The sequence below is a fragment of the Cloacibacterium sp. DMC96 genome (genome assembly GCF_056313765.1).
This window is the reverse complement of record NZ_JBQUZQ010000001.1, coordinates 1,649,737-1,664,202: the sequence shown is the minus strand read 5'-3', so window position 1 is coordinate 1,664,202 and position 14,466 is coordinate 1,649,737. Positions and strand designations below refer to the sequence as shown.

The window sequence follows — 14,466 nt, the reverse complement described above, 5'->3', positions numbered from 1 at the left end:
AAAATCCACAAATGGTAGACTTGTGGATTTTTGGAAAGATAGTTTGAGTTTATATGGTTTTGTGTTTTGTTTTTATAGTTGATAAATTTTTTCAAAAGCTTCTTCTGGTAAATTCCAAGTGCATGATGGTGCTTTCTCATTAAGAACCGCCCATTTCTTATGTTCTAAGTCGAAAATTCTAACTCCACTTAGGTTCAGTTGGTTGGTTTTGTAAATATGTAAACTTACCGATAGTGTAGGTTTGTTGTTCACAATACTGTGAATTCCGCCCATTTCTTCGGCGAAAGAAATGCCTTCTATCGCTACACCAGCGCCTTCATATTCTATAAAATCTTTGGTTTCTTTGTAATACACTTCGGTTAATTCACCTTTGAGGACTTTTATTTTTCCCTCGTAGTTTTTGTGGTCATGAATCGCTGTTTTATTTTCAGCGCCCCATAACATGAGAATTGCTACTGCATTTTCATTGTTAAAAACAGGGAATCTTTTATACGTTTTGGCAGGAATATCTAGTTCGTTGATTTTGAAAACTTGGTTGTAGTCTTCGAAACGGAATTCGAATAGGTTTTCTACAACGGTATTAAAGTCTGCCGAGACATTTTTTAAGTCTTCTAAAGTTTGGGCTAGGGGTTTAGTCATTGTTCTTTCCATAATTTTTACAAGCATGATTTTCAGTTGGTAAAATTATTAAAAACTGTGTTTTGAGACATCGATTTTGAGATGATTTACATCATGCAAGATTGTTGATTTTATAAAAGAATTTATGATTTTTATCAAAGTTTCTATTCTTAACATACATTCCGCTTCAGTTTTCTAAAAAAATAATACCTTTGCACCTGATTTTAAAGAAACGAGAAAAATGGATTTTAGAAATTATCAGATGCCTTATAGCATCAACCCGAATTACAGCAAGAAAGTTGCGTATTTTTCGATGGAATTTGCCATTGATCAAGCATTGAAAATATACAGTGGAGGTTTAGGATTTTTGGCAGGTTCTCACATGAGAAGTGTTTATAATCTGAAACAAGACACCATCGGAATCGGTATTTTGTGGAAATTTGGTTATTATGACCAAGCTAGAAACCACGATCAAACACTTAATCCAGTTTGGACTAAGAAAATGTACAGCTTCTTGGAAGATACAGGAATTAAATTCCAAATTGACATTCACGATGCACCAGTTTGGGTAAAAGTAATGTACCTGAACCCAGAAACGTTTAAAACTGCACCTATCTTTTTACTTTCTACAGATGTGCCAGAAAATGACCACGTTTCTAAAACCATCTGCCACAGATTATACGATGCGAATGAATCTACAAAATTGGCACAATACATCCTTCTAGGAAAAGGAGGAGCTAAATTATTAGACGAGTTAAACCTAGAAAGAGAAGTTTATCACTTAAACGAAGCGCACGGTTTACCAGCAGCATTCTATTTGTTAAAAAAATTCGGTGGAGATTTAGAAAAAGTAAAAGAAAGATTGGTTTTCACCACTCACACTCCAGAAGAAGCAGGAAACGAAAAACACAATGTACACCTTTGTCACCAAATGTCTTATTTCTCTGGATTAAGTTTAGAAGAAGTAAAGAAACTAGAAGGACAAGATAACGACCAATTTAATCACTCATTGTGTGCTTTGAGAATGGCAAGAATTGCGAATGGAGTTTCTCAGTTGCATGGTGTAGTTTCTAACGAAATGTGGGGTAAATATCCAGGAATTTGCGAAATTAAAGCCATTACCAATGCACAAGATTTCAAATATTGGGCAGATAAACCGCTTTATAACGCTAGAGAAGAAAGAGAAGACGAAGAATTCGATTTCAGAAAAAAATATCTTAAAAAGAGAACTTTCAGAATTGTAGCAGACCAATGTGGTAAATTGTTTGATTCTAAAGTATTCACCATGGTTTGGGCAAGAAGATTTGCAGGATATAAAAGAGCAGATTTATTGTTACAAGACAAAGAAAGATTCAGAAAATTATTGGAAAACAAAAAATATCCAGTGCAAATTATCTTTGCAGGAAAACCTTATCCAGTAGATTATGCAGCGATTTCTACTTTCAATAACTTAGTTGAAGAAAGTAAAAATCATAAAAATATGGCGGTTCTTACAGGTTATGAATTGTCATTAAGTAAATCTCTAAAACAAGGTTCTGATGTTTGGTTAAACAACCCAAGAGTTCCTAGAGAAGCTTCTGGTACTTCTGGTATGACGGCTTCTATGAACGCTTCTGTAAACCTTTCTACAGATGATGGTTGGATTCCAGAATTTGCAAAAAATGGGGTGAACTCTTTTGTAGTTCCACAAGCAGATTATTCAAATATGAGCGTTTTCGATGTAGACAATTATGATATGAACCAATTGTATGACATCTTAGAAAACCAAATCTTACCAATGTACTACGAAAGACCAGATGAATGGAGACAAGTAGTGAAAAATGCAATGGATGATGTAAAAGAGCAGTTCAATTCTGATAGAATGGCTGATGAATATTACAAAATTATGTATAATAATTAATCCATATATTAATATTTTTACGTCTGGGGCGCTTCCTTTGGAAGCGCCCCAGATTTTTATAGAATGGTGATTTCGTCTATGAAAATAAAGGCTTCTCCATCAAAAGGAAAACCTTGATGCCAACTTGGTAATTTTCCGAAATTTCTGGCAATAATTTTTACATATTTAGCTTTGGTTTTGGCAAAATGTAATTCTAAATTTTTGGTCTGCACGTTGTAATCTTGCGCATCAATTGGATTCGCTACTTCTCCTAATTTTTTGAAATTTACATTATCCTCAGAAATATAGAATTCTACTTTGGTAGGCATTAGAATCCAAGCTCTGGTATCTTGTAAAAAGTCGGCAGAAATTGTAGAAATTTCTTTAGATTCCTTTAAATCAATAATCGCTTCAAAATCTTGCGATTGGTAACCATGCCAATCACCTTTTCGCCAATTGGCATCACCAGAAATTCCGTCAATTAAACCTTCGTTTCCACCTGCAAAATATTGTGGATTGGCTTTAGAATTAATTTCGATGGAGTAGTTGTTCGGTTTTTTGTAGAATTTTGCGGTTACGATTCCACTTTTTTCACCTTTGCTATTTTCTGCAAAAGTTGTAATGGTAGAAGTTTCGGTAAGTGTTAATTCTTCTTTGTATTCTTTAAAATCGCTTCCGTTGATAGCATAGTAGATTTTATTTTTTTGATAAGATTCAATGCTGATATTTTGTTGTTTTTCAAAAAATCTTTTCTCTGAATGAATCACAGGAACGATAACAATTTCTTTGAGTTTTCTAGGTTCTGGAACTGGAGTTTTAGAAAGCCAATTGATGATATCATTTTGATTATTAAAAAATTCAGATTTGCCATTTTCTAAATTGATTTTCACTTTTTTGAAAAAAGGCGTTACTGTTTGCCAATTGGTAGAACCCGGCGTCACTTTATACAAACCCATCGAACTGAGAACGTACCAAGCGCTCATTTGTCCACAATCTTCATTACCAATTAAACCATCTGGAGCATTTTTGTAGAAATTTTCTAAAATATAATGCACTTTTTCTTTGGTTTTTTCTGGTTTTCCAACAAAATTATAGAGATATGCAACATGATGACTCGGTTCGTTTCCTTGTGCATATTGCCCGATTAAACCTGTTACGTCAACTTGTTCTCTGCCAGTAGTTTTAGACTCCTCGGAAAACATTTGGTCGAGTTTTTTTTCAAATGCTTCTTTGCCGCCATAAAACTCAATCATTCCATAAACATCTTGAGGAACAAAAAACGTGTAATGCCAAGCATTTCCCTCAGTGAAATTATTGTTGATTTCTTTTGCATCAAAAGGTTCGAACCAACCACCATTTTTCTTTGGACGAATGAATTTTTTATCAAAATCAAATAAATTTTTCCAACTTTGAGAGCGTTTCATGAAGGTTTTATAATCTTCGGTTTTTCCTAAAAATTGCGCCATTTGTGCGATGCACCAATCGTCATAAGCATATTCTACGGTTTTAGAAACACTTTCGTGTTCGTCATCAATGGTTAACATACCATTTTCACGATAAGTTTTCATGCCGTAATCATCAAAATTATTGGCTGAATTTTTTGCGGCTTCAAATGCTTTTCCGTAATCAAAACCCTTTACACCATTCATCATGGCATCTGCAATTACAGAAACGCTGTGGTAACCAATCATGCAATACGTTTCATTGCTTGCAAGTTCCCAAATCGGCAATCTTTTTCCTTGTTCATATTGTAAAATAAAGGTATTGATGAAATCTGCGGTTCGTTTTTTATCAATCAAAGTCATCAAAGGATGATACGTTCTGAAAGTATCCCAAAGCGAAAAAACCGTGTAATAATCATGATTGGTTGTGTGAATTTGGTTATCTCTTCCTCGGTATTTTCCGTCTACATCGTTTGCAATATTCGGTTGGGTGAAAACGTGATACAATGCGGTGTAAAAAACAGAAAGTTTATCTTTATCAGAAGAAGTGATTTCAATTTTGGAGAGTTCTTTGTTCCAAGAATGTTCTGCATTTTTTTTGATTTTTTCAAAATCCCAAGATTTTCCTTCGGCTTGCATATTTTTTTTTGCACCTTCAAAACCTGTCAAGGAAAGAGAAACTTTTACCAAGATTTTTTCGCCTTTTTTGACTTGATTGGAGAAAGCAAGTTTCAATTTTTTTCCACTAAAACTACTATTTGCTCTGTTCACATTGTCCACATCAAATGCAGAAACGCCTAACGGTTTAGAAAATTTAATTTTGGCAAAAATGTATTGATTTTCTGCCCAAGCTTTGCTTCTTCGGTAAACTTCTATCGTTTTTTCGTCAATGACTTTTACTTCGCCTTCCAACAATTCATCTCGGTGATTTAAATCTAAAATGATATTCGCAAGTCCAGAATTATTGAAAGTATATTCGTGATAACCCACTCTTGTTGTAGTCGTCAATCTTGCTTTAATATTGAATTTATCCAATAAAACTTCGTAGTAACCTGCACTTGCTTTTTCGTTTTGGTGAGAAAATTTTGAAGAATAATCTTTGTTGTCTAAACTTGGTGTTCCCATAGTTGGCATCAACAGAATATCGCCATAATCAGAAACGCCAGTTCCGTTAAGATGAGTGTGCGAAAATCCGTAAATCACAGAATCTGAATAATGATAACCACTACAACCGTCCCAACTTCCATCAATTCTTGTATCGGGCGAAAGTTGAACCATCCCAAAAGGAACCGTAGCTCCCGGAAAAGTATGACCATGACCGCCAGTTCCGATAAAAGGATTCACATATTGAGCAAAATTTTTCTGCGCCAATACAAGTGAAAAACTCAAAACAAACAAAATGAACGAAACTTTAGAAAGTTTAGACATAAAACAGTATTTTTAATTTTTTAAAAATAATAAAAATCGCCATGAATTTTCTAAAAAGTTTTTTGATTCTTTTTTCAGTCGCTTTATGCACTCCGAAATTTTTTGCACAAGAAAAATTACCGCTCATTCCTTATCCGCAGAATGTAGATTTGATAGAAGGGAATTTTAAAATTCCGAAAAGCATTAAATATCAGTCAGACTTTTCAAAAAATGAGGAGGAAAATATAGACTTTGCGTTTAAAATTTTTAACCAAACCAATATTGTTTTCAAAAAGAATCCAAGCAAAAAAAGTCAAATTATTTTTTCTGTTTTGCCACCTAATTTAGAAGATGGAGTTTGGGCAAAAGATTTTTATGCGGTAATTATTATGCCTAATCAAATACAAATTCAATCAAATACAAATAAAGGAAGATTTTACGCCATCAATACATTATTTCAACTGTTTAATTTCTATGAAACTAAAGGCGAAATTCCTTGTATGGAAATCACAGATTCTCCAAAATTTCAATGGCGAGGAATGCACCTTGATGTAGCCAGACATTTCTTCACAGTAGATGAAGTGAAAAAATACATTGATTATCTCGCGATGTATAAATTCAACACTTTTCATTGGCATCTTACAGACGATCAAGGTTGGAGAATTGAAATAAAAAAATATCCAAAACTCACAGAAATTGGAGCATGGAGAAACGGTTCTATGGTTGGGAAATACAGCGATAATACATTTGATGATAAAAGATACGGCGGATTTTACACGCAAGAACAAATAAAAGAAGTGGTAAAATATGCGGCAGAAAGACATATTACGGTGGTTCCAGAAATAGAAATGCCAGGACATGCTGTTGCAGCAATCGCTTCTTATCCAGAATTGGGTTGTACTGGGAAACAAATTGAGGTAGAGAAAAAATGGGGCGTTTTCGAAGATGTTTTTTGTCCAAAACCTGAAACTTTCACTTTTTTAGAAAATGTTTTGGCAGAAGTAATGCCCCTTTTTCCATCAGAATATATTCACATTGGTGGAGATGAATGTCCAAAAGAAAATTGGAAAAAATGTGTTCATTGTCAAAATTTAATCAAAGAAAAAGGCTTAAAAGATGAACATGAATTACAAAGTTATTTCATTCAGAAAATTGAAAAATTTGTCAATGCTCATGGAAAGAAAATCATCGGTTGGGACGAGATTTTAGAAGGTGGATTGGCTCCCAATGCAGCGGTGATGTCTTGGCGTGGAACCGAAGGTGGAATTGCAGCGGCTCAACAAAAACATTTCGTGGTGATGTCTCCCGGAGAATTTTGTTATTTTGATCATTATCAAAATAATCCAGCAACAGAACCTCTTGCAATTGGCGGCTATACTTCGGCGGAAAAAGTCTATTCTTTTAACCCAATTCCTGAAAAATTACAAGATAATGAACAAAAATATATTTTGGGAGCTCAAGCCAATCTTTGGAGCGAATATATTTTAGATTTCAAGCAAGTAGAATACATGATTTTCCCAAGAATGATGGCGCTTTCTGAAGTTTTGTGGGGAACGAATAATGATTTCAATGATTTCAAAAAAAGATTTGAAAAAAATTCCGAAATTTTAGATAAAATGAAAGTGAATTACAACAAAGAATCCATTAATCAACCAAAAGAAAATCCTTATAAATAAGATGTCAACAAGAAGAAAATTTTTAAAAATATCTGCTTTAGCTTCTATAGGAAGTGTTTTTTATTCATTTAAAAAATCTGAAAATCTTCCTGAAATTTCACCTAAAAAAATCAGAAAACCTGTCGTTTTATCTACTTGGAATTTCGGTTTGAAAGCCAATGAAGAAGCGTGGAAAGTTCTTTCTCAAGGAGGAAAAGCTTTGGATGCTGTAGAAAAGGGCGTGAGATTGGTTGAAGACGACCCGAATGAAAGAAGTGTAGGTTACGGAGGAAGACCAGACAGAGACGGTAGAGTTACGCTAGACGCTTGTATTATGGATGAAAAAGCGAATATTGGTTCGGTGGCGTCTTTAGAACATATCAAAAATCCAATTTCTGTAGCCAGAGCTGTGATGGAAAAAACGCCTCACGTCATGTTAGTTGGCGATGGAGCATTGCAATTTGCGATTTCTCAAGGTTTTGAAAAAATAAATTTACTCACACCAGAATCCGAAAAAGAATGGAAAGATTGGCTCAAAACATCAGAATATAAACCAGTCGTAAATATAGAAAACCATGATACGATTGGTATGATAGCATTAGACGAACACGGAAATCTTTCTGGAGCGTGTACTACTTCTGGAATGGCGTTTAAAATGCATGGCAGAGTTGGAGATTCTCCAATAATTGGAGCCGGACTTTTTGTAGATAATGAAGTGGGCGCTGCTACAGCAACTGGTCATGGTGAAGAAGTGATTAGAACTTGCGGTTCGCATTTGGTGGTAGAATTAATGCGACAAGGAAAATCTCCTCAACAAGCGTGTGAAGAAGCAGTGAAGAGAATTTATAAGAATTTTGTGAATCAAAACCGAAATGTGAAAGATACTCAGATTGGTTTTATTGCCATCAATAAATTTGGTGAAACGGGAGCGTTTTGTTTGCAAAAAGGGTTCAATTACGCTGTTCACACTCAAGAAAGTAATGTTTTAATTGATGCCAAAAGTTTAATTTAAAATTGATTAAACGCAAAGGTTTTTTTAACATCTAAAACTTTTTAAGCAAGCAAAGTTTTATTCGCAAGCGAATTGAAAGAGCTTGAAAATATTTTTTTATATTTAAGATGAGAATCTATGCAGGAGCTTAATGAAATCAACTTGTTGATAAGAACTTTGCTCACTTAACATTTAAATAAATTTCGTAAGACTTTGCGTTTAAAAAATAAAAAACTAATAATACCAATGACAGAAAATGAAATTTCCTATAAAATAATTGGCGCAGCATTAGAAGTGCACAAAAACCTCGGAGTTGGACTATTAGAAAGTGCTTATGAAACTGCACTTGTGTATGAACTTCAAAAATTAGGTTTAAAGGTAAAGCAACAATACGCACTTGCTCTTAATTATAAAGAAATTGAAATAGACAATGCTTATAGAATTGATATTTTAGTTGAAGAAAAAGTGATTGTAGAAGTGAAATCAGTATTAGAATTACATCCTATTCATTTTGCGCAAACCAATACTTATTTGAAATTTACAGGTTTAAAATTGGGATTATTAATCAATTTTAAAACTCAGTTATTAAAAGATGGAATTCACCGAATTGTAAACAAATTGTAAAATGTTAGAAATAGCTTGTTTTAATAAAGAATCTGCTGTTATCGCTACGAAAGCTGGTGCAGATAGAATAGAGTTCTGTGCAGATTTTCATTTGGGCGGAATCACTCCTGATTTAGAAGATTTCAAAAATTTAAAAAAGGAAATAGATGTACCTATTTACGTGATGATTCGTCCGAGAGGTGGAAATTTTTTCTATTCAGATGAAGGTTTTAGTTTGATGAAACACCAATTGCAAAATTTTTATAACGCTGGAGCAGATGGTTTTGTTTTTGGAATTTTAGACCAAAATGATGAGGTAAACGAAGAGCAATGCAAGGAACTTATCCAGTTTGCAAAAGGAAAACCTTGTACTTTTCATCGTGCTTTTGATAGAACAGAAAATCTAGAAAAATCATTAGAAATGCTTATCAATTCTGGTTTTTCTACCGTTTTGACTTCTGGTGGAAAATTTAATGTAGAAGAAGGCAAAGAAATGCTCCAAAAATTAGTGGAAATTTCAGCGGGAAGAATAGACATTTTATGCGGTGGAGGTTTGCGTTCTTCTAACCTTGTTGAGATTAAAAATTTCACTCATGCGAAGAGCTTTCATTCGTCTGCAATTTTGGAAGGTGAGGTTGCAGATTTTCACGAAATAACAAGACTAAAATCATGTTTTTAGCGCGTTTTCTATGAGGTTTAAATTGCTGAAAAGCCGTACTTTTAGGGGAATTTTTTTCAAAGCAATTTTATTAAAATTAAACAACACATTATTTAAAATTTTCACACTATGAAATTTCCGCTTTATTTACCACAAATCGAAAATCCAGCAAACAATAACCTTTCAATTCTAGCAGCAGATGTAGGTGGAACCAAAACTAATATTGCACAATTTGTTTCGCAAAATGGCAAAATGGTTCTTCAGTTAGAAGAAACCTATACCACGAATCATCATAATTCTTTGACCGAAATTATTCTTGATTTTATCAAAAAAAATAATTTTGAGAAGCCAGACAGAATTTCTATTGGTGCTGCAGGTCCTGTAGTAAACGGAACTTGTCACACCACCAATATAAAATTTAAAATAGATGTAACAGAACTCAGTAGAGACCTACAAATAGATAAAGTCTATCTAATTAATGATTTAGAAGCCACGGCTTTTGGAATGACAGAGATGGATGATGAATTTATGGTGACCATGAGAAACGGAAATCCTTCTATTGGTGGTCATATTGCTATTTTGGCTCCAGGAACAGGTTTAGGTGAAGCTTGTCTTTTCTGGGACGGAAAATATTTAAGACCAATGCCTTCTGAAGGTGGTCACAGTGAGTTTGCGCCGAGAACAGATGTAGAATTTGAATTGGTGAAATTTTTGCAAAAAACCTATGGCGAAATTATCGTTTGGGAAAGATTGGTTTCTGGACCAGCTATTTACAAAATCTACGAATTTTTGAGAGATGTAAAAGGCTACGAAGAACAGGCTTGGCTTACCCAGAAATTAGCAGAAGCTAAAGATAAGTCTGCCGTAATCAGTGAAACTGCAATGTCTGGATTATGTACCACTTGCGTTTTGGCAATGGAAATGCTGGTTGATTTTATGGCGAGAAGAGCCAATAATATGGTGCTGAATTATAAAGCAACGGGAGGGTTAATTTTAGCAGGTGGTATTCCGCCAAGAATTTATAACTTTATCAACAAAGATAAAATAGAAGAAAGCTTCTTAAAATGTGACGAAATGGAACCGCTTTTAGCTGGAATTCCTATTTATTTAAACCTAAATAGCAAAACAGCATTATATGGAGCGGCATATTATGGAGCTTTTTCTGAATAATAACATTTAGAAAAATTTAAAAATTAAGGAATGAAGAAATTGTTTTTAACATTAGGTTTCTTGGGAATGATGCATTTTGGTTTTGCTCAAGAAATTACTCTAGAAAAAATCTATTCGGGTTACTACCGTGGCAAAAACATTGCGGGAATCGCTTCTCTTAAAAATGGAGAAAACTATGCCGTAATCGAAAGAGGCGGTATTGCAAAATATTCTTACAAAACCACTGAAAAAGTGGGCAATATTGTAGACGGAAGTTTTGAGAGTTATATTTTTTCTGATGATGAATCAAAAATTCTTTTGCAAAAAGAATCTGAGCCTATTTATAGACATTCATTTTTAGGGAAATTTGATGTTAAAGACCTTACTTCAGGAAAAATAATCAGTCTGAACAACGGAAATTTTGTTCAAGAGCCTAAATTTTCACCTAATGGAAAATTAGTAGCTTTTATTTCAGACAATAATTTATTTTATCAAGATTTAGAATCTGGAAAAATCACTCAAATTACCAATGATGGTAAGAAAAATTCAGTGATTAATGGATTGGGAGATTGGGTGTATGAAGAAGAATTCGGGCATGCAGATTTCTATCAATGGAACAAAGGAAGTGACGCCATCATTTTTGTAAGATTTGATGAATCGCAAGTTCCAGAGATGAACATGCAGATGTATAATAAATCGCTTTATCCTACAGATTACCGTTTTAAATATCCAAAAGCTGGAGAGAAAAACTCAGATGTTTCTGCACATTTATATCAAGTCAATTCTGGTAAAACCATCCATTTAGATTTGGCAGGTTTCGAGAATTATTACATTCCACAAGTTTTTAGTACGGCTAAAAATGATGAGGTAGCGATTGCAACTTCCAACAGACATCAGAATAAAGTAGAAATTTTAAAAATTAATACTGCTTCTGGAACCGTTTCTAAATTATTAACCGAAACAGACCAAGCTTGGATTGACACCGATAATCTTACGTTAGAATTTTTAGAAGACAATTCATTTTTATGGGCTTCGGAGAGAAGTGGTTTCAGACATTTGTATTGGTATGATGCGAAAGGAAAACTGAACAAACAAGTAACGAAAGGAAACTGGGAAATCACTGATTATTATGGTTTTAACCCAAAAACGAAAGAAGTTTTCTTACAAACAACCGAGAAAGGAAGCATCAATAAAGTAGTTTCTAAATTTAATATTTCATCAGGGAAATCTGTATTGCTTTCTCAAGCGGAAGGAAATAACAGAGCAGATTTTTCTAAAAATTTCCAATATTTTATTGAGACTAATTCTACTGCTAAAAAACCATTCACTTATACTTTAAAAGATGGAAACGGGAAATTTGTGAAAGAATTGCAAAATAATGATGCGCTTTTAAGCAAATTAAATGCAGATAATTTGGTAACCAAAGAATTTATGATGATTCCGAATGAAGCAGGAGACCAAATGAATGCTTACATCATGAAACCGAAGGATTTTGACCCAAATAAAAAATATCCACTTTTCATGTTCCAATATTCAGGACCGGGTTCTCAGCAAGTTTCTAATTCTTGGGATGGTGGAAACGGACTTTGGTTCAATCATTTGGTGCAGAAAGGATATATCGTAGTTTGTGTAGATGGTCGTGGAACAGGTTATAGAGGAACAAAATACAAAAAAGTAACCTATAAAAATCTAGGAAAATACGAAATAGAAGACCAAATTGCTGCTGCAAAATGGTTAGGAAATCAATCTTATATTGACAAGTCTAGAATTGGTATTTTCGGATGGAGTTATGGTGGTTATATGGCAAGCTTAGCCATGACAAAAGGTGCAGATGTTTTCAAAGCAGGAATTGCGGTAGCACCAGTTACCAATTGGAGATATTATGACAGCATTTACACCGAAAGATTTTTACAAACTCCACAAGAAAATCCTGAAGGTTACGACCAAAATTCACCTACAACTTTTGCGAAATTACTAAAAGGCAAATTCCTTTTGATTCACGGAACAGCTGATGACAACGTACATTTCCAGAATTCTATGGAATTTTCTGAAGCATTAATTCAAAACAATAAACAGTTTGAATTTATGGCATATCCAGATAAAAATCACGGAATTTACGGCGGACAAACCAGACCTCAATTGTATAAAAAAATGACTGATTTTATTTTAGAGAATTTGTAAAATAGTCAGAAACTCAATATTAAGCGGGCTTTAGTCCGCTTTTTTTATTTTCAGAGAAAGCGGTTTTTAATCTCAACTTATTTTTTGCATTCAATATAAAAACTTATTTTTGGGAAAAATAAATTTTTATGAACAATAAACATCCAAAAGGTTTACCGTATTTGTTCTTCACAGAAATGTGGGAAAGATTCGGCTACTATTTAATTTTAGGAATTTTTGTATTATATCTTATTGAGCCAGAAGGAATGAGAGGAGGATTAGGTCTTCCTGATAAAATGGCAGATGATATCTTCGGGACTTATATTGCTCTTACTTATCTTACTCCATTTATCGGTGGTTTCTTGGCAGATAGAGTTCTAGGATACGTGAAATCTATTTATTTGGGTGGTATTTTGATGGCTGCAGGTTACATTGGGATGGGCGTTTTCAAAGATTTACCACTTTTTTATACTTCTTTAGGATTAATTATTGTGGGGAATGGTTTCTTTAAGCCTACTATTTCTACACTTTTAGGAAATCTTTATTCAGACGAAAAATACAAAGCCAATAAAGATTCTGGTTATAACATTTTCTACATGGGAATTAACATCGGTGCTTTCATTTGTAACATTATTGCTGCGTTTATGCGTAATAAATTCGGTTGGGGAGAAGCATTTATCACTGCAGGAATCGGGATGTTGGTAGGTTTAGTGGTTTTTACCGTAGGAATGAAACATTACAGACAAGCAGCAGAAATGAAGCCAGTACAAGAAGGAGATACCAAACTTTCTGAAATTTTGGTTAAAGTATTCTTACCTGCAATTATTGCTGGAGCAATCGGTTGGTTCTTACCAGGAGAAATTTTCGGAAGTGACAGTACAGATGCGTTTATTTTTGCCTGTATTCCTGTTATTTATTTTTATGTTTCTCTTTATTTCAAAGCGAATCAGAAAGAAAAACCTGCGATTGGAGCATTGTTATCCATCTTTTTAATTTCGATGTTTTTCTGGGCAGTTTTCAAGCAAAACGGAACAGCTTTAACTCGTTGGGCAAACTATTATACCGATAGAAGTGTTCCTTCAAGTGTAGAAAAACCTTTGGAAGATATTTATATGGTTGACGGAAAAGATTTCAAAGATAAGGAAGTTTCTGTGTATGATGACCAATATCAAACCCAAAAAGATGAAGAAGGAAAAACCTTAAAAACTCAAGGAAAAGATATCTATTTCAGAAATATTAAACCTGAACAAAAAGCACAATTAGAGCAAAATCCTTCCCAAAAAGTGTTCTTATACAATACAGAATTATTCCAATCCATTAATCCGTTTTGGGTAATTGCGTTAACGCCAGTAATTGTAGGTTTCTGGGCCATGCTCAGAAGAAAAGGAAAAGAACCTTTAACGCCAACAAAAATTGTTTTGGGATTATTTATCTCAGCACTTTCTTGTTTGGTGATGGTTCTTGCAGTTTATGCGGGTGACAATGGAGCCGTAAAAGTTTCACCGTGGTGGTTAGTTGCAAGTTATGGAGTTATTACGGTAGGGGAATTATGTTTATCACCGATGGGACTTTCTTTCGTGTCAAAACTTTCGCCAGCGAGAATCACCGCATTAATGATGGGTGGTTTCTTTTTGGCGAATTCTGTAGGGAATAAGCTCTCAGGAATTTTGGCAAGTACTTGGTACAGCTATGACAATAAGATGAATTATTTCTTGGTGAATTTTGCGTTACTCATTTTTGCGACTTTACTAGGAGCAGCTATGCTAAAGCGTTTGAATAAAATTATGAAAGACCAAGGTCATTAATTAAGAAGATATAAGTCAGTACTTTTAGTGCTGACTTTTTTATTGACTAAACCAAAAAAAAACTATATTTGCTAGTCTTAACAAAAAATTAACAATAAA

General features: G+C 33.9%; 10 protein-coding genes. 8 read left to right on the top strand and 2 right to left on the bottom strand.

The window, feature by feature from the left end; all coding sequences use genetic code 11:
• Positions 1-72: 72 nt before the first annotated feature.
• Positions 73-639 carry a cysteine dioxygenase gene (locus tag ACT53I_RS07420; RefSeq protein ID WP_476079111.1) on the bottom strand — a complete coding sequence of 189 codons (567 nt, stop codon included), beginning with the start codon at positions 637-639 and terminating at the stop codon, positions 73-75.
• A 220-nt stretch (positions 640-859) separates the two neighbouring features.
• Between ACT53I_RS07420 and glgP the strand changes: the two genes are divergently transcribed.
• A complete protein-coding gene (gene glgP / locus ACT53I_RS07415; RefSeq protein ID WP_476079109.1) occupies positions 860-2,518 on the top strand; it encodes an alpha-glucan family phosphorylase in 1,659 nt (552 codons plus the stop codon).
• 56 nt (positions 2,519-2,574) lie between these two features.
• On the opposite strand, the gene ACT53I_RS07410 is transcribed toward glgP, so the two are convergent.
• Complete coding sequence (locus ACT53I_RS07410) at positions 2,575-5,367, bottom strand: GH92 family glycosyl hydrolase (RefSeq protein WP_476079107.1); 2,793 nt, start codon at positions 5,365-5,367, stop codon at positions 2,575-2,577.
• Between the two features lie 41 nt (positions 5,368-5,408).
• Here ACT53I_RS07410 and ACT53I_RS07405 point away from each other — a divergent pair, with 41 nt between their 5' ends.
• The 7 genes from ACT53I_RS07405 (at position 5,409) to ACT53I_RS07375 (ending at position 14,367) form a co-directional block, all read left to right on the top strand.
• Positions 5,409-7,022, top strand: a complete 1,614-nt coding sequence (locus tag ACT53I_RS07405) for a beta-N-acetylhexosaminidase (RefSeq protein ID WP_476079105.1) — start codon at positions 5,409-5,411, stop codon at positions 7,020-7,022.
• Position 7,023: 1 nt separating this feature from the next.
• Positions 7,024-8,013: an isoaspartyl peptidase/L-asparaginase family protein gene (locus ACT53I_RS07400; protein WP_476079102.1), complete on the top strand. Its 990-nt coding sequence runs from the start codon at positions 7,024-7,026 to the stop codon at positions 8,011-8,013.
• Positions 8,014-8,238: 225 nt separating this feature from the next.
• Positions 8,239-8,616 carry a GxxExxY protein gene (locus ACT53I_RS07395; protein WP_213196562.1) on the top strand — a complete coding sequence of 126 codons (378 nt, stop codon included), beginning with the start codon at positions 8,239-8,241 and terminating at the stop codon, positions 8,614-8,616.
• 1 nt (position 8,617) lies between these two features.
• Complete coding sequence (locus ACT53I_RS07390) at positions 8,618-9,274, top strand: copper homeostasis protein CutC (RefSeq protein WP_476079099.1); 657 nt, start codon at positions 8,618-8,620, stop codon at positions 9,272-9,274.
• A 108-nt stretch (positions 9,275-9,382) separates the two neighbouring features.
• Positions 9,383-10,423 carry a glucokinase gene (gene glk, locus ACT53I_RS07385; protein ID WP_069797102.1) on the top strand — a complete coding sequence of 347 codons (1,041 nt, stop codon included), beginning with the start codon at positions 9,383-9,385 and terminating at the stop codon, positions 10,421-10,423.
• Between the two features lie 30 nt (positions 10,424-10,453).
• Positions 10,454-12,583 carry a S9 family peptidase gene (locus ACT53I_RS07380; protein WP_476079096.1) on the top strand — a complete coding sequence of 710 codons (2,130 nt, stop codon included), beginning with the start codon at positions 10,454-10,456 and terminating at the stop codon, positions 12,581-12,583.
• Positions 12,584-12,711: 128 nt separating this feature from the next.
• On the top strand, positions 12,712-14,367 hold the full coding sequence (locus tag ACT53I_RS07375; RefSeq protein ID WP_476079095.1) for a peptide MFS transporter: 1,656 nt from the start codon (positions 12,712-12,714) through the stop codon (positions 14,365-14,367).
• Positions 14,368-14,466: the final 99 nt, after the last annotated feature.